The following is a 15,238-nucleotide window of genomic DNA, read 5'->3' on the forward strand; positions in this document are numbered from 1 at the left end:
GTAGGGCCTGCCCTACCCCCCATTCGGGGGTTGTCGGGGTTACTGAGGGCTACCGCGATCGGGAGACTTGACATTAAGCCCGAACCACCCCGGTACGGGCGCAAGCGGAACGGGAGCAGCGATGGCGCTCGGAGCGGTGGCGGAACCGCCGGTACGACGGCGAGGCAGTGACTACGCACAGTTGTCCCGACGGATCAGCCAGGCGGGCCTGCTGGATCGGCGCCCCGGCTGGTATGTCACCCGCATCGTGCTCACCCTCGGTGCCTTCGCGGCCGGCTGGGTGGCCGTGTTCCTGCTCGGCGACTCCTGGTGGCAGCTCCCGCTCGCGGCCCTGATGGCAGTGGCCACCACCCAGGTCGCGTTCCTCGGTCACGACGCCGGGCACCGCCAGATGTTCCGTCGGCGTGGCCCCAGCGAGTTGGTCGGGCTGCTCGCCGGCAACGTGGCGGTGGGGATCAGCTACGGCTGGTGGGTCGACAAGCACAACCGGCACCACGCCAACCCGAACCACGAGGACGAGGACCCGGACGTCGGCGCGGGGGCCCTGGTGTGGACGCCCGAGCAGGCGTTGGAGACCCGGGGGTTCGGCCGTTGGATGGCGCAGCGGCAGGCGTACTTCTTCTTCCCGATGCTGCTGCTCGAGGGCCTGAGCCTGCACATGGCGAGCATCCGGGCGATCGTCGGGCGGGAGGACGGCAAGTACGCCGTCCCGATGCGGCACCGGGCGGTCGAGGCGGCGTTGCTCGTCGCGCACACCGCCGCCTACGTGGCGCTGCTGTTGGCGGTCATGTCCCCGGTCAAGGCGCTGCTCTTCGCCGTCGTGCACCAGGCGCTGTGGGGCCTCTACATGGGCTGCGCGTTCGCGCCGAACCACAAGGGCATGCCGATGCCGACCGCCGAGGACGAGCTGGACTTCCTGCGTAAGCAGGTGCTGACCTCCCGCAACGTGCGCGGCAGCCGACTGGTGGACACCACGCTCGGCGGCCTCAACTACCAGATCGAGCACCACCTCTTCCCGAACATGCCCCGCGCCAACCTGCGCCGGGCCCAGCCGATCGTTCGCGCCTACTGTGTCGAGCAGGGCATCCCGTACGCGGAGACCGGGCTGGTCGAGTCGTACCGGCAGGCACTCGGTCACCTGCACGAGGTGGGTCGGCCGCTGCGCGGCTGAACACACCAGGGGGAAGGTGGGGGCGGTGCCAAACGGCACCGCCCCCACCTGCGCGTATCGGGCCGATCGACATCCCGCTACCGCTGGTCGATGCCGGCCGGCGTCCCCGGTAGGGTCGGCGCATGGTAGACCTGCTCACCGCGGAGGCGGTGCGAGAAGAGCTGAGCCGGTTGCCCGACTGGTCGGGTGACCCGACCGGCATCGGCCGTACCGTCCAGCTCGGCAGTTTCCCGGCGGCCATCGCCGTGGTGGACCGGGTGGCGAACCTGGCCGAGGAGCTCGACCACCATCCCGACATCGACATCCGATGGCGGACCCTGACCTTCCGCTGTGTCACGCACTCGGCCGGTGGGGTCACCCACCGGGACATCGAGTTGGCCGGGCGGATCGACGACATCGTCCGGAGCGCGGCATGAGATTTGAGATCAGCAAGGTGTTGGACGCCATCGAGGGTCGCGTCTGCACCGACCCGTCACTGGCCCGAGCCGTGATCGACCTGGCCGAGGTGATCCGCTACCAGGACATCGACGGTGGCCGGCCGGCCAGCCTGCTGCGCCTCGGCATGGTCATCGACGCGCTCTCCCGCGAGCTGGAGGAGGACAGCGTCCAGGTCTACGCGGTCGTGCACCGGGCGTTGCTCTCCGACGCCGACCTCACCTCGAACGAGCGGATGGTCGTCCGCCGCTGGGCCGACGACGGGCTCGTCGAGGTGCTCGACAACCCGGGCGACCGGATGTTGGAGGTCGCCGACCTGCTCGGTCTGCCGGTGCTCAGCCGAGTCCGCTTCGACGGGTTGCGCGGTCGGTTCCCGTGGCTGGTCGAACAGCCCGGTCGGGTGGTCGCGCCGGTGCCGGGCGCCGGCGGGCCGGTGTTCATCGCGCACGTCGGTGGTGGGCACTCGCCGGTGGCCGGGAAGCGGTCGCCGACCGGCGTCAAGCTGCTGGCCCGCCAGTGGCGCTGCCCGGAGTCGGGCTGCGCGCTGTTCGGCGGTGGTGGTGGGGGTGGCGCGTTCGCCGACCTGGCCGGGGGTGCCGACCGCAGCCCCGCAGCGCAGCCGCCGCCCGCGCTGCGCAACGGCGTGCCGACCTGCCCCCGCCATGGCGTACGGCTCGGTGACGCCGGCCCGCGTCCGCGTACCGAGGTGCTCGCGGTGCGGGTCGGCGGCCTGGTCCGACGGCGGTTCGTGCTCAGCGAGGAACAGCCGATCGTGGCCGGTCGGGCTCCCGAGCAGGACGGCGGGATCATGCTCGGGCAGTGGCTCAACGACGAGGCCCGGCGGTGGATCAGCCGTGGTCACGTCCGCTTCGAGCTGCGGGTCGGCGAGGTCATCGTGACCGACGTCAGCACCAACGGCTCCGGCATCCGCCCGGCCGGTTCGATGACCGAGTCCGACCGGATCCCGCTGGCGCCGCAGCAGTCGAGGGTGCTGGGTGAGAACGACATGGTGGAGCTGTACCCGGGGGTGCAGATCGGTCGGGCCGAGGAGTTGCCCACCGGCGCACCGTTCACGCCCACCTCGGTGATGGCCGAGGCCCCGACGATGGCCATGCGCCTACCCCGTCCCTGACGCGAAAGGCGGGCGCCGGAAAACCGACGCCCGCCTTTCACCACGTTCCCGGGTCAGCCGGCCAGTACCTCGGCCAGCTTGGCCACCGCCAGGTCGATCTCCTCCTCGGTGATCACCAGCGGCGGGGCGAGCCGGATGGTGGAGCCGTGGGTGTCCTTGGCGAGCACTCCGCGCGCGGCCAGCCGCTCACACGCCTCCCGACCGCTCATCAGCGCCGGGTCGATGTCCAGCCCGGCCCACAGGCCACGGACGCGTACCCCGACGAGCCCCTTGCCGAGCAGCCCTTCCAGACCGGCCCGTAGCCGCTCACCCAGCTCGGCCGAGCGGCGCTGGAACTCGCCGGTGGCCAGCAGCCGGACCACCTCGATCGCCACCGCGCAGGCGAGCGGGTTGCCGCCGAAGGTGGAGCCGTGCTGACCGGGCTTGAGCACGCCGAGGACGTCGGCGTTCGCGGCCACCGCGGAGACCGGCACGATGCCGCCGCCGAGCGCCTTGCCGAGCAGGTACATGTCCGGCACGACGCCCTCGTGGTCACAGGCGAAGGTCGCGCCGGTACGCCCCAGACCCGACTGGATCTCGTCGGCGATGAACAGCACGTCGCGTTCGGTGCAGAGCTGGCGTATGCCCGGCAGGTAGCCCTCCGGCGGCACCACCACACCTTGCTCACCCTGGATCGGCTCCAGCAGCACGGCGACTGTGTTCTCGTCGATCGCGGCGGTCAGCGCGGCCAGGTCGCCGTACGGCACGACAGTGAACCCCGGGGTGTAGGGCCCGAAGTCGGCGCGGGCGTCCTCGTCGGTGGAGAAGCTCACGATGGTGGTGGTCCGCCCGTGGAAGTTGCCCTCGGCGACCACGATGTTGGCCTGTCCGGCGGGCACGCCCTTGACCTGGTAGCCCCACTTGCGGGCCACCTTGATCCCGGTCTCCACCGCCTCGGCGCCGGTGTTCATCGGCAGCACGAGGTCCTTGCCGCACAGCTCGGCCAGCTCCCGGCAGAAGTCGGCGAACTGGTCGTGGATGAACGCCCGGCTGGTCAGCGTCAGCCGGTCCAGTTGGGCGTGCGCGGCGGCGATCAACTGTGGGTGCCGGTGACCGAAGTTCAGCGCGGAGTAGCCGGCCAGGCAGTCCAGGTAGCGGCGCCCGTCCACGTCGGTGAGCCAGGCGCCCTCGGCGGACGAGATCACCACCGGCAGCGGGTGGTAGTTGTGCGCGGTCCAGCGCTCGGCGTCTCGGACCGCTCCCGGCGTACGCAGCTTGTCATCCACTATCACTTGCTTGCCTTTCCCTGACGGAGTCGCAGCGTGCAGCACTTCGGTCCGCCGCCGGCCTTACGTAGCTCGGACAGGTCGACCCCGATGGTTTCGTAGCCCCGGTCGCGCAGCTTGGCGGCCAGGTCGGTGGCCTGCGCGGGCAGCACCACGTGCCGTCCGTCGCTGACCGCGTTCAGCCCCAGCACCTCGGCGTCGGCCATTGTGGCGTGCACCGCGTCGGGGAAGAGCCGGCGCAGCACAGCCTGGCTGCCCGGGGAGAAAGCCTCCGGCAGGTACGCCACGGTCCGCTCGTCGAGCACTGTCAACGCGGTGTCCAGGTGGTAGAAGCGCGGGTCGACAAGTTGCATGGTGATCACCGGGTAGCCGAAGACCTCCTGCAACTGGGCGTGTGCGGCGTGCGCCGTGCGGAAGCCGGTGCCGGCCAGCAGGTGGTCACCGGCCAGCAGGACGTCGCCCTCGCCCTCGTTGACGTGCTTCGGGTCGTACATCTCGAAGCCGGCGGCCTCGAACCAGGCCCGGTACGCGGGCGCCTCGTCGGCGCGCTGCGGGTCGCGGAACTGTACGGCCATCGCCTTGCCGTCGATCACGGTGCCGCCGTTGGCGGCGAAGACCATGTCAGGCAGTCCGGGCACCGGAGTGATCTCCTCGACGGTGTGGCCCAGGTCAAGGTACGTCTGGCGCAGCTGCTCCCACTGCCGGACGGCCAGCGCGGCGTCGACCGGCGCGCTCGGGTCCATCCAGGGATTGATCGCGTAATCGACGGCGAAGTACGTCGGCCGGCACATCAACAGGCGCTGGCTGGTGGCGTCCATCGTCATTGTCCTGCTCCCAGGGGTCGGGCGCGCCCGGCCACCGTGGCCCACGGGCTGGCGCCGTTGCTCAACGGTATGCGGCGTCGGCGGCAGGATCCACCACCGAGAGTTGCGCAGACCGAACATTCGTTGCGTGTGGCGGGCCGTGTAAAGCGATTTGTTGCGTTGGAGCGTGGATGCGTCGGGTCTCTTGCCGCAGGCGAGGCGATCGGAGTGGGGGCGGGGGCCGAGAGTCGGGGCCGGAGGGCTCGTTCGCAGCCTTTGCTCTGCTGCCCTATATGCGCCGCCAGACGGGTTCCACCCTCACCGGCGAGTACCGGATCCGTCGGCCACTGTCCGGCGCCGCCGCGCCGGAAGCCCGCCGGAAGCCCGCCGGAAGCCCGCCGGAAGCCCGCCGGAAGCCCGCCGGAAGCCCGCCGGAAGCCCGCCGGACGCCTGCCGGACGCCCGGTGGAAGCCCGCCGGACGCCGGTGGAAGCCCCGCCGGACGCCCGGTGGCGCATATAGGTATGCAGAGCAAAGGGCGGTGTTCGTGGTTCTCCCGACCGCGGGGACGCGCGAGTTGGCTGCTCGGCGACCTGGACCGGAACCGTCGAACCCCGGACACACTTCAGGGGCGGCGAACCGCCGCCCCTGAAAGGGTGTCGCCCGGCCGGTGAACCACCGGACTGATCGGGCTGCCGGCGAACCGCCGGCTGTTCGCCGGTGCATCACCGGCGAGCGGAAAAGTGCCCGCTAGAAACGATCCACAAACTGTGAGTCAAGCCACTCTCGGAAGCGCGGCACCCAGTCGCCGTCGGTGGTCGGCCAGTCGAACTGGCCGGTCATCGCGAGCACCCCGATCACGACCGCGGCCAACCCGATCAGCACGCCGAAGAGCGCGTCGGTCTTGCCGGCGACGTGCCGACGACGGGTGGCCATCAGGCCGAGGACCGCGAGCACCGCGCCGAACGCGCCGAGCCCGATGCCGTACCCGGCCAGGGTCCCGGTCAGCACGAACATCGCGCCGGCGACCGAGACGATCAGGCCGAGGGTGGCGAGCAGGCTGGCCCGCGGCTTCGGGCCACGCGTCACCGGCGGCTCGGGCGTGCTCACGCCCGGGGTCGGGTCGACCGGGCGGTCCGTGGCGACCCGGTCGGTGGTGTCGGGCCGACGGGTGGTGCTGTCGAGGTCGGCGTCCCGCTCGGCGGTGCGCGCCGTGGTCGGGGTGACGGTGGGCCGGGACTCGGTCTCCACCCCGTGGGCGGTGCGGGGCTCGGGTGCGACCGGGCTGGTCGTGCCGGTAACCGGCTCGGGTGCGACGGGGCGGGTCGTGCCGTTCACCGGCTCGGGTGCGACCGGGCGGGAGGCAGTGCCCCGGGAATCGGTCTCCGCCGGTCGCCCGGTGGCGGCTCGGGCAACCGCCGCCCGCTCGTTTGCCCGCCGCTCGGCCTCGCTGGTCTGGCCGCCGGTCGCGCCGGCGCTGCGATACGTCGTCTGCTCGGCGTCCCGGTCGGTGACCACCGGGCGGCCGACGGTGTCGTCGGACTGACCGGTCTCGGTGACCGGGGTGTCGCGGCCGTCGACGCGGCCGTCGAGGTTCTCGTCCCGCGTCGGTGCCGGCTCGGACCGGCGGGACAGCGAAGGAATCCTGACCACTACACACCTCCTGATGAATGCGTGGTGGCCGACGGAAAGGGTGGCACCCACGCGGTGTCGGCCCTCAAATACCCACCTGAGCGTTTCCTGACACCAATCCTGGGTACGGTCGCCGAGAACGGCCCTGACCGGGCGGGGCTGGCTATCCTTGGCACCTGTGCCAGAGGGACACACGATCCATCGCCTGGCGGCCCGGCACGCCGAGCTGTTCGCCGGGGACAAGCTGCACGCCGCCAGCCCGCAGGGCCGCTTCGCCGAGGGTGCCACCCGGCTCTCCGGGACGGTGCTGGAGAGCACCGAGGCGTATGGCAAGCATCTGCTGCACCACTACGCAGGCGAACTGACGTTGCACGTACACCTCGGGTTGTACGGCACGTTCACCGACGGGCCGGGGGAGCCGCCGGAGCCGGTCGGGCAGGTGCGACTACGACTGGTCAGCGACCGGCACTGGCTCGACCTGCGCGGGCCGACGGCCTGCGAGCTGCTCACCCCACCCGAGGTGGCCGCGCTGCGCGACCGTCTTGGGCCGGACCCGTTGCGCGCCGACGCCGACCCGGAGCGGGCGTACGCCCGGATCGCCCGCAGCCCCACCCCTCTCGCCGCGCTGTTGCTGGACCAGTCCGTGGTGGCCGGCACCGGTTTGATCTTCGTGACCGAGGCGCTCTTCCGGGCGGGGCTGCCGCCGACGATGCCGGGCCGACAGTTGACCAGGACCGGCTGGGACGCGCTCTGGGCCGACCTGGTCGGGTTGATGCGGCTCGCGGTCGAGCACGGCCGGATCGACACGGTCCGCGACGCGCACCTGCCGGAGGCGATGGGGCGGCCGGCACGGGTGGACCGGCACGGCGGCGAGGTGTACGTCTACCGCCGCCCGGGAGCGCCCTGCCACGTCTGCGGCACCGAGGTCAGTCGCGGCGAACTGGCCGGCCGCAACCTGTACTGGTGCCCCACCTGCCAAACCGCCTGACCCCACCCCACCCCCGCACCCCCGCACCCCCGCGCCCCCGCGCCGTACCCCCCGCGCCGATCTTGCAGTTTCTGTTGTCGGTATGGGTGGATATGCACCCTAGGTCGGGACAGAAAGTGCAAGATCGCGGAGGTGGGTCGGCGGCACCGCCGCGTGATCGCCGAGCCGGGCCTTAGTCGGTGTCGAGCAGCCAGCGGACCACTTCGATCTTCTCGGGGAAGACGGTGTCGTCGGCGACGCTCCAGGACAGCGTGTGGCCGATCGTCCAACCCCGGACCCGCTCCCGGTCCAGGCCCAGTTCGTCGCTGAGTCGGTGCAGTCGATGCCGGACGGCGGCCGGGGAGTGGCCCAACTCCGGGCCGCGCACCATCGGCACGACCGAGAACTCCCGTTCCCCGGTCAGCGGCTTCGGGTCGATCGCCAGCCAAGGCCCTCGGGCGGCGTCGAGTGCGTCGGCGGCGAGGATGTTGCCGGCGTGCAGGTCCTGGTTGACCAGCACCTGCTCGCCCTGGCTCGACGCCAGGCCGGTGACCAGTTCGAGCGCCGCGTCCAGCAGCCGTCGCTCATACGGTCGGCCGGCCCGTTCCCAGGCCCGGGGCATCCGGTCGATCCAGCCGGCGGCCTCCTGGGCCAGCGGGGTGAACGGCGCGCCGGCCGATCGCCAGAGCCGGGGGAGCAGACCGACCACCACGTCCAGCGCTCGGTCCGGCGGTAGGTCGTGCAGGGGAGTGCCGGGCTGGCAGCGTTCGAGCAGCAGGGCACGCCGCTCGGGGTCGTGGGCGAGCAGACGGATCGCCGCGTCACCGTCCCACTGGGCCAAGGCGTCGGCCTCGTACCGGCTCTCCTCGTCGGGGTACTGGAGCTTCAGCACCGCCGCGGTGCCGTCGGGCAGGTGGACGGGGAGCGCCAGTGACGCGTACGCCTGCCGGAAGGGCGGGCCGACCCGCAGCGACCAGCGCTCGGCGCACTCGTTCAGCCACGTCGGGAGTGTGGCCAGCCAGGCGCGACCGGCCTGTGATCCGCGTACCCAGTCGAGGCCCTCGGGCAGATCCATCCGGTGCTCCTGAGTCGTGCGGCGATTCGTGCCGGCTGTCAGGTGATTCGGCCGGGCCACGGCGTTCCCACGCCGGTCCACAGTGGCTAGCGTGGACGGGTGCAGATTGGTGTGAACGTACCGAACTTCGCCCCCGGCACCGACCCCGACGTGCTGCGCCGGTGGGCGCAGACGGTGGAGGGTCTCGGCTTCGACCTGTTGATGGTTTCCGATCACATCGCGGTGACACCGGACGTGGCCGAGCAGTATCCGGCGCCGTTCTACGAGCCGTTCACCACGCTGTCCTGGCTGGCCGGGGTGACCAGCCGGGTTCGGCTGGGCACGACTGTGCTCATCGTCCCGTACCGGCACCCGCTGCTCACCGCCCGGATGGCGGCGAACCTCAACCGGCTCAGCGGCGGCCGGCTCGTCCTCGGTGTCGGCGTCGGCTGGGCCCGGCAGGAGTTCGAGGCGCTCGGCGTGCCGTTCCGGCAGCGCGGCGCGCTGACCGACGAGTACCTGCACACCATGCGCGAGGCCTGGCAGGACACCGACGACTACGACACGGCTGCGATCCCGATCTGGGTCGGTGGCAACAGCGAGGCCGGCATGCGCCGCGCGGTACTGCTCGGTGACGCGTGGCACCCGCTGCGGATCACGCCGGCACGGCTCGCCGAGGCGGTCGGACGACTGACGGAGATCGCCGACGAGTTGGGTCGCCCGGTGCCGGCAGTGGTGCCGCGGATCGCGCTCCAGGAGACCCGAGAACCGAGCACCGACCCGGACCGGCTCGCCGGTGTCGGCACCATCGATCAGATCGTCGCCGACCTGGACAAGCTTCGTTCGCTCGGCGCGGACACGGTGGTGCTGGACCCGTTCAACGGCGACCTGACCGAGATCCGTCAGCCCGAACGCGCCTGGCGGACCCTCGCGGCAGTGGCCGCACATCACGCAACCCAGGAGGACCGATGACCCCCGACGACGAGAAGTTTCTCCGCCACGCCGTGGAAATCGCCAGGCGGGCGGGGGCTTCCGGCGAACGGCCGTTCGGCTCGTTGCTGGTCGACGCGGCCGGCGTCGTCCTGATCGAGGACCACAACACGGTGGTTTCCGACGCGGACATCAGCGCCCATCCGGAGTTGAAGCTGGCCCGCTGGGCGGCTCGGGAACTCTCCCCCGAGGTGGCAGCCGGCACCACCATGTTCACCAGTTGTCAGCCCTGCGCGATGTGCGCGACGGCGATCGACCGGTCCGGCCTCGGGCGGGTGGTGTACGCGCTGTCCACCGAGCAGTTCGAGGAGGTCAAGCCGGCCACCCCGCCGCTGCCCCCGGTCCGCTACGAGGGGCCGGCGCTGTTCGACGAGGCACGCCAGCCGATCGACGACTACTACTGACCGGGCCCGTCTGAGGCGGTCTGGTAGGTGAGGGCGAGACGACCGGTCACGTCCACCGTCACGACACCTGGCCGCGCCGAGGCCGAGGGCTGCCCCGGGTGCTCAGGCCGTGTTGCGGACGCGTGCGCGCCACAGGTCGTCCTGGGTGCCTGCCTTGTGCCAGAGGTGGGCGACGCCCTCCGGGCCGAGGTCGTCGAGGGGTACGAGGAAGTCAGTGGACAGCGTTCTGGCGAATTCGTCGACATCGGCGATCATGCGGGGGGTGCTGGCGGCGGCACCCAGCCGACGCAACGTCCGGGACAGCAGGACCAGGGTGTGGTCGCCGCTCGGCCGAGCGGCCATGAGCGTGGTGACGTATGCCGAGGCGGGGGAGGTGGACAACTCCCGGGAGTGGGTGGCGAAGTCGGCGACCTCCCGTGGCTGCAGGCGTAGGTCGTAGGAGGCGATGGTTCCGCCGGGGTGGTGGTGGAAGCGCCAGGTATCCGGATCGAGCCGCTCAAGCCGGTAGGCCAGGCTTCCCTGAATGTGGGGCCCTTCCCGCATCGGCAACGGCTGGATGAATCCGTCGCCGATGCCGGCGTCGACCAGCCAGCGTCGGCCACCGAGGTCGACCAGCAGCGCGTTGTGGTTGCCCCACATCGCCTCGCCGCGGGTAGCGCGCATGACTGCGGCCTCCACCATCGTCACCTGGAAGCCGGCCAGACGCAGCAGCATGGCCAGGCCGGCGTTCTGCTCGTAGCAGTAACCGCCGCGCCGCCGCCGCACGAGCTTGTCGAAGAGCGCCTCCGCATCGAGGGCGATCGGCCGGCCGAGCTGGATGTCGAGGTTTTCGTACGGCACGGCGTGCCGCCAGGCCTGATGCAGTGCGAACAGCGTTTCCACGTCGGCTGCGACGCGCCCGTGGTGCCCGATTCTGTGCAACGTCTGCCTCATCGCTGCCTTTGTGTCCATCATCGACCTCCTAAGTGAGAGAACTTCCTCCGTTTAGGAAAGTGTAAGTGAGAGAATGGCATCCGTATACTGGTCAGGTGAAGAGCGAGAGCCCCAGGCTCCGGGCGGACGCCAGGCACAACCGCGAACAGATCATCGAGGCGGCCCGCGCACTCATCGCCGAACGCGGTGTCGAAGTGCCGATGGAGGAGGTGGCCCGCCGCGCCGGTGTCGGGGCCGCCACCCTCTATCGCCGGTTCCCCGACCGTGAGGCTCTGGTACGCGGGGTCGCGCTGGACGGCTTCGACCGCGTGGTCGCCATCGCTCGCGACGCCGAAGACGAGGAGCCGGACGCGTGGCATGCGCTCGCACGCTTCGTCCGCCGGGCGGCCGCCGAGCTGAGGCTGGCGACCTGGCTGTCGATCTGGTTCACCAGCACCTGGGAAGAGCTGCACGCCGAGCCCGAGGAGCAGCGGCTCCGTCAAGCCCTGCTGAAGATCCTCGACCGGCTCGTCCGCCGCGCCCAAGCCGACGGTGACCTGCGTCCCGACGTGGACGCCGGCGACCTGACCCTCATGATGGCGCTGCTGCTGAGGCCACTACCCGGCCTACGCGCGGAGCTCACCCAGCGCAGCGTGGACCGCTACCTGACCCTCATGCTCGAGGGCCTGCGTGCTGGCCCGGACGTCCAAGCCCTTCCCCCCGCCGAGATCGGCCTGGTCGACCTCGGGGGCGCCTGATGGATGCGGGGGCGCGGACCATCGCCACAGACGGGCGGCCGCCCCCGTTGCGATGTGACGCAGCAGGAATTGACAGTCGGCCCGCTGCCAGAGCAGGGTTGAGCGGTGACAACGATGTCAACGGGCAAATGGGAGGAAAATCCTCCCGCCGCGCTCCGACCCCGGCCAGTCGATTCGTGGCGTACCGTTGGCGGTTTTGCGGCGCGGACCCGGTCCGTCGCCGATCCTGGCCGTATGTCCCTTTCCTACCCGACGGTGACCAGCTGAGATGACCGACGTGCCCCGATCCGACGCCGCAACGACCCCTGCTCCGGTGGGGTCACCAGACCTGCCCGATCTGAACGAGTTCCTCGTCGACCAGACCCGGACGCTGCTCGACACCGCCCGCCGCTCGGTCCGGCCCGAGGGCGGCTTCTGGTGGCTCACCGACGACCGCACCCCGGATCGCGGCGAACCGATCCACACCTGGATCACCTGCCGGATGACCCACGTGGCCGCCCTCGCCCACCGCAACGGCGACCCGGACGCCGCCGCCCTGGTCGACCACGGGATCACCGCGCTCAGCACGCTGCTGCGCGACGACCGGTACGGCGGCTGGTTCGGCGCGGTGGACCAGCAGGGAGTACCCGTCAACGACCGTAAGGCCGGCTACGACCACGCGTTCGTGCTGCTCGCCGCCTCCAGCGCCGCGCGCGCCGGACGGCCCGGCGCGGACCGGCTGCTCGCCGACGTGCTGGACGTCGTGCGGGACCGGTTCTGGGACGACGACGCCGGCGCGGTCCGCGAATCGTGGAACCGGGACTGGACGGTCACCGAGGACTACCGGGGCGCCAACAGCAGCATGCACATGGTCGAGGCGTTCCTCGGCGCTGCCGCCGCCACCGGTGACGCGAGCTGGGCCGACCGGGCCCTGCGGATCGCCACCCACCTCGTGCACGGTGAGGCGGCCCGACACGACTGGCGGCTGCCCGAGCACTTCACCACCGACTGGACGCCGCTGCCCGACTACAACCGGGACCAGCCCGCCGACCCGTTCCGGCCGTACGGCTCCACGATCGGGCACTGGCTGGAGTGGGCCCGGCTGCTGCTGGAGTTGGAGGCGGTGCTGCCGCAGCCACCCCGCTGGCTGCTCGCCGATGCCCGCGCCCTGTTCGCCGCGGCCGTGCGTCGCGGCTGGGCGGTCGACGGCGCGGACGGCTTCATCTACACCATCGACTGGGACGACCGGCCGGTGGTGCGCTCCCGGATGCACTGGGTTCTCGCCGAGGCCATCGGCGCGGCGATCACCCTGCACCGCCGCACCGGGGACACCGTCTACCTCGACTGGTACCAGGTCTTCTGGGCGTACGCCCGTCGCGGTCTCATCGACCAGACCGGATGGCGGCACGAGTTGGACGCGCAGAACCTGCCCGCCGACACGGTCTGGCACGGCCGACCGGACGTCTACCACGCCTACCAGGCGGTACTGCTGTCCCGCGCGGCCGACGGGCTCGGCGGCCCCGGCCCGCTCGCACCGGGGGAGGTGACCGCGTGATCGTCGTCGCGGGTGAGGCGCTGATCGACCTCGTCGTCACCGCCGAGGGGCAGCGGGCCGTGCCCGGTGGCTCCCCGGCGAACGTCGCGGTCACCCTGGCTCGGCTCGACCAGCCGGTACGACTGCTGGCCCGACTCGCCAGCGATGCGTACGGTCGGCAACTCGTCGAGCATCTGAGCGCCAACCGGGTGGACCTGGAGTGGGCGGTACGCGCCGAGGAGCCCACGTCGGTGGCGGTGGCCACCCTGAACGCCGCCGGGCAGGCCAGCTACGAGTTCCGGCTGGCCGGTGCGGCCGACTGGCAGTGGACGCCGCAGGAGCTGCCCGAGCTGGCCGGCTCACCGGCGATCGCGCTGCACACCGGATCCCTCGCGCTCGCGTTGGCACCCGGCGCGAACGCGCTGGAGGGCCTGCTCACCCGGGAACGCCGGCGGGATGGGCTCACCGTCTCCATCGACCTCAACCTGCGCCCGAGCATCGTCACCGACCGGACGGCGGAGCAGGAACGGGTAGGCCGGCAGATTCGCCTCGCGCACCTGGTCAAGGCCAGCGACGAGGACCTGGCCTGGCTCTACCCGGGCCGTTCCGTGGCCGACGTGATGACCGAGTGGCGTACCGCCGGTGTGTCCTGCGCCGTGGTGACCCGCGGCGGGGACGGCGCCTGGCTGCTCGCGCCGGACGGCTCGCTGCACGAGGAGCCAGCGGTCCGCACCACGGTGGTCGACACCGTCGGCGCTGGCGACTCGTTCACCGGTGGCCTGCTGGCCGCGCTGGCCGACCTCGACGCGCTCGGTGACCGCCCTGCCGACCGGCTCGCCGCGGTGACCCCGCAGCAGTGGGGTGCGGTGCTCCGGCAAGCCGCCACTGTGGCGGCACTGACCTGCGGCCGTCGGGGTGCCGACCCGCCCCGCCGCTCGGAGGTGGCGGCCCGCCTCACCCCCGCGAACTGACTCCTTTGCTCTGCACCCGCGGATGCGACGGCTACGAGCCGTGACCGGTCGTGACCGCTGGTGACCGGCCGTGACCGGTGCGCATAAGGGTGCAGAGCAAAGGAGGGGGCAGGGGGTTGTCGGCCTTGCTCCTCCGGGGCGTGCACGTCCTGCTCAACGCTCGCGGTTCCGCCACCGGATGGGGCGGGCGGGGGTCAGGTGAGGCCGCGGGGTCGGAGCCGCGTGGGGAGCACCGTGGTTGTCGGTGGGGAGTCGTCGCCGGCTATGCGCTCGAACAGCCGTTCTGTGGCGACCCTCGCCAGCTCCCGGGTGTCGTAGGCGACGACGGTCAGCGGTCGGGGCATCAGGTGGGCCAGCTCGAAGTCGTCGAAGCCGACCAGCGCGGCGTCACTGCCCCGCCGGTGCAGCTCCTGGAGCGCGCCGACGGTGAGCCGGTTGTTGGCGCAGAAGAACGCGGTGGGCGGCTCCGGAAGGTCGAGCAGCGCGGCCACCGCCCGGCTGGCCTCCTCGGGAGCGATGAGCCGCTCACGGATCAGCGACTCGTCCGGCTCGACCCCGGCGGCGTCCAGTGCCGCCCGTGCCCCGGCCAGCCGCTCCCGCATCGTGGGTACGCTCGGAGCGCCGAGCAGCAGCCCCACCCGTCGATGCCCCTCGTCGAGCAGCGCGCTCACCCCGGCGTGGCTGCCACCCCGGTTGTCCAACAGCACGGCGTCGGCCTGAAGCCCCTGCGGCGGCCGGTCCAGGAACACCACAGGCATGCCCAGCTCGACCTCCCGACGCAGGAACGAGTGGTCCAGGCCCGCCGGCACCACCAGCAGGCCGTCGACGCGGCGTTGGGTGAAGTCCTGGAGCAGGGCGCGTTCGCGCTCCGGGTCCTCCTCCGACGACGCGGTGATCAGCATGGTGCCGTGGGCGGCGGCGATCTCGGCGGCGACGCTCGCGATGGTCGCGTAGAACGGGTTGGCGATCTCCTCGATCAGCAGCCCGACCGTGGCGTTGAGCTGCCGGGAGCGCAGGTTACGAGCGATGTCGTTGCGCCGGAAGCCCAGCTCGGCGATGGCGGCCAGGACCCGGCCGACCAACTCCTGGCCGACCGGCTCGTCGTTCACGACCCGGGAGACCGTCTTCAGGCTGACGTCGGCCCGCCGGGCCACGTCGACCATCGTGGGACGCCGACGCACTGTCGGCCGGGTCGGGGTCTGGGTCACGGGGTGGTCCTCCACGGCGGGCGC

15 protein-coding genes are annotated in these 15,238 nt (G+C 71.7%); 9 read left to right on the top strand and 6 right to left on the bottom strand.

Annotation, left to right across the window (positions count from 1 at the left end; translation table 11 throughout):
• Positions 1–121 precede the first annotated feature (121 nt).
• The 3 genes from OG992_RS26095 to OG992_RS26105 all read left to right on the top strand — a co-directional run bounded on the left by OG992_RS26095 (position 122) and on the right by OG992_RS26105 (position 2,738).
• Entirely contained in the window at positions 122–1,171 is a 1,050-nt protein-coding gene (locus tag OG992_RS26095; protein WP_266304518.1) for an acyl-CoA desaturase, read from the top strand.
• A 122-nt stretch (positions 1,172–1,293) separates the two neighbouring features.
• Positions 1,294–1,587: a 4a-hydroxytetrahydrobiopterin dehydratase gene (locus OG992_RS26100; RefSeq protein WP_266304519.1), complete on the top strand. Its 294-nt coding sequence runs from the start codon at positions 1,294–1,296 to the stop codon at positions 1,585–1,587.
• Positions 1,584–2,738: an FHA domain-containing protein gene (locus OG992_RS26105; protein ID WP_238687401.1), complete on the top strand. Its 1,155-nt coding sequence runs from the start codon at positions 1,584–1,586 to the stop codon at positions 2,736–2,738. The genes OG992_RS26100 and OG992_RS26105 overlap by 4 nt, the downstream gene beginning before the upstream one ends.
• Positions 2,739–2,791: 53 nt before the next feature.
• On the opposite strand, the gene rocD is transcribed toward OG992_RS26105, so the two are convergent.
• The 3 genes from rocD to OG992_RS26120 form a co-directional block, all read right to left on the bottom strand.
• Positions 2,792–4,006 carry an ornithine--oxo-acid transaminase gene (rocD, locus tag OG992_RS26110; protein WP_266305276.1) on the bottom strand — a complete coding sequence of 405 codons (1,215 nt, stop codon included), beginning with the start codon at positions 4,004–4,006 and terminating at the stop codon, positions 2,792–2,794.
• Positions 4,006–4,821, bottom strand: coding sequence for a dimethylargininase (gene ddaH / locus OG992_RS26115; protein WP_181518433.1), 816 nt, complete (start codon positions 4,819–4,821; stop codon positions 4,006–4,008). The genes rocD and ddaH overlap by 1 nt, the downstream gene beginning before the upstream one ends.
• 734 nt (positions 4,822–5,555) lie before the next feature.
• The gene (locus tag OG992_RS26120) at positions 5,556–6,458 is read right to left on the bottom strand and encodes a thrombospondin (RefSeq protein WP_266304520.1); all 903 of its coding nucleotides are present in this window, start codon (positions 6,456–6,458) and stop codon (positions 5,556–5,558) included.
• A gap of 157 nt (positions 6,459–6,615) precedes the next feature.
• Between OG992_RS26120 and OG992_RS26125 the strand changes: the two genes are divergently transcribed.
• Positions 6,616–7,425 carry an Fpg/Nei family DNA glycosylase gene (locus tag OG992_RS26125; RefSeq protein WP_266304521.1) on the top strand — a complete coding sequence of 270 codons (810 nt, stop codon included), beginning with the start codon at positions 6,616–6,618 and terminating at the stop codon, positions 7,423–7,425.
• A gap of 172 nt (positions 7,426–7,597) precedes the next feature.
• Here OG992_RS26125 and OG992_RS26130 read toward each other — a convergent pair whose 3' ends face one another.
• Entirely contained in the window at positions 7,598–8,479 is an 882-nt protein-coding gene (locus OG992_RS26130; RefSeq protein ID WP_266304522.1) for an aminoglycoside phosphotransferase family protein, read from the bottom strand.
• Between the two features lie 99 nt (positions 8,480–8,578).
• On the opposite strand from OG992_RS26130, the gene OG992_RS26135 reads away from it, so the two are divergent.
• Both OG992_RS26135 and OG992_RS26140 read left to right on the top strand, forming a co-directional pair.
• Positions 8,579–9,430, top strand: coding sequence for an LLM class flavin-dependent oxidoreductase (locus OG992_RS26135; protein WP_266304523.1), 852 nt, complete (start codon positions 8,579–8,581; stop codon positions 9,428–9,430).
• Positions 9,427–9,852, top strand: coding sequence for a nucleoside deaminase (locus tag OG992_RS26140; protein ID WP_091405997.1), 426 nt, complete (start codon positions 9,427–9,429; stop codon positions 9,850–9,852). The genes OG992_RS26135 and OG992_RS26140 overlap by 4 nt, the downstream gene beginning before the upstream one ends.
• A 102-nt stretch (positions 9,853–9,954) precedes the next feature.
• Here the strand turns inward: OG992_RS26140 and OG992_RS26145 are convergent, their stop codons facing one another.
• The gene (locus tag OG992_RS26145) at positions 9,955–10,734 is read right to left on the bottom strand and encodes an arylamine N-acetyltransferase (RefSeq protein WP_266304524.1); all 780 of its coding nucleotides are present in this window, start codon (positions 10,732–10,734) and stop codon (positions 9,955–9,957) included.
• Positions 10,735–10,880: 146 nt separating this feature from the next.
• Here OG992_RS26145 and OG992_RS26150 point away from each other — a divergent pair, with 146 nt between their 5' ends.
• From OG992_RS26150 to OG992_RS26160, 3 genes are all read left to right on the top strand, one after another.
• Complete coding sequence (locus OG992_RS26150; RefSeq protein ID WP_266304525.1) at positions 10,881–11,522, top strand: TetR/AcrR family transcriptional regulator; 642 nt, start codon at positions 10,881–10,883, stop codon at positions 11,520–11,522.
• A gap of 268 nt (positions 11,523–11,790) precedes the next feature.
• The gene (locus OG992_RS26155; RefSeq protein WP_323181916.1) at positions 11,791–13,056 is read left to right on the top strand and encodes an AGE family epimerase/isomerase; all 1,266 of its coding nucleotides are present in this window, start codon (positions 11,791–11,793) and stop codon (positions 13,054–13,056) included.
• Complete coding sequence (locus OG992_RS26160) at positions 13,053–14,006, top strand: carbohydrate kinase (RefSeq protein WP_266304526.1); 954 nt, start codon at positions 13,053–13,055, stop codon at positions 14,004–14,006. The genes OG992_RS26155 and OG992_RS26160 overlap by 4 nt, the downstream gene beginning before the upstream one ends.
• A gap of 194 nt (positions 14,007–14,200) precedes the next feature.
• Here the strand turns inward: OG992_RS26160 and OG992_RS26165 are convergent, their stop codons facing one another.
• Positions 14,201–15,169, bottom strand: a complete 969-nt coding sequence (locus OG992_RS26165; protein WP_266305277.1) for a LacI family DNA-binding transcriptional regulator — start codon at positions 15,167–15,169, stop codon at positions 14,201–14,203.
• Between the last annotated feature and the right edge of the window lie 69 nt (positions 15,170–15,238).

It is taken from the genome of Micromonospora sp. NBC_00362 (genome assembly GCF_026342155.1).
Classification (GTDB): Bacteria; Actinomycetota; Actinomycetes; order Mycobacteriales; family Micromonosporaceae; genus Micromonospora; species Micromonospora hortensis.

Bases quoted from the DNA above. Each gene is read 5' to 3' on its own strand.
- OG992_RS26095 (WP_266304518.1), top strand. From the start codon at position 122: ATGGCGCTCGGAGCGGTGGCGGAACCGCCGGTACGACGGCGAGGCAGT.
- OG992_RS26100 (WP_266304519.1), top strand. From the start codon at position 1,294: ATGGTAGACCTGCTCACCGCGGAGGCGGTGCGAGAAGAGCTGAGCCGG.
- OG992_RS26105 (WP_238687401.1), top strand. From the start codon at position 1,584: ATGAGATTTGAGATCAGCAAGGTGTTGGACGCCATCGAGGGTCGCGTC.
- ddaH (WP_181518433.1), bottom strand. From the start codon at position 4,821: ATGGACGCCACCAGCCAGCGCCTGTTGATGTGCCGGCCGACGTACTTC.
- OG992_RS26130 (WP_266304522.1), bottom strand. From the start codon at position 8,479: ATGGATCTGCCCGAGGGCCTCGACTGGGTACGCGGATCACAGGCCGGT.
- OG992_RS26140 (WP_091405997.1), top strand. From the start codon at position 9,427: ATGACCCCCGACGACGAGAAGTTTCTCCGCCACGCCGTGGAAATCGCC.
- OG992_RS26155 (WP_323181916.1), top strand. From the start codon at position 11,791: ATGACCGACGTGCCCCGATCCGACGCCGCAACGACCCCTGCTCCGGTG.
- OG992_RS26165 (WP_266305277.1), bottom strand. From the start codon at position 15,169: ATGGTCGACGTGGCCCGGCGGGCCGACGTCAGCCTGAAGACGGTCTCC.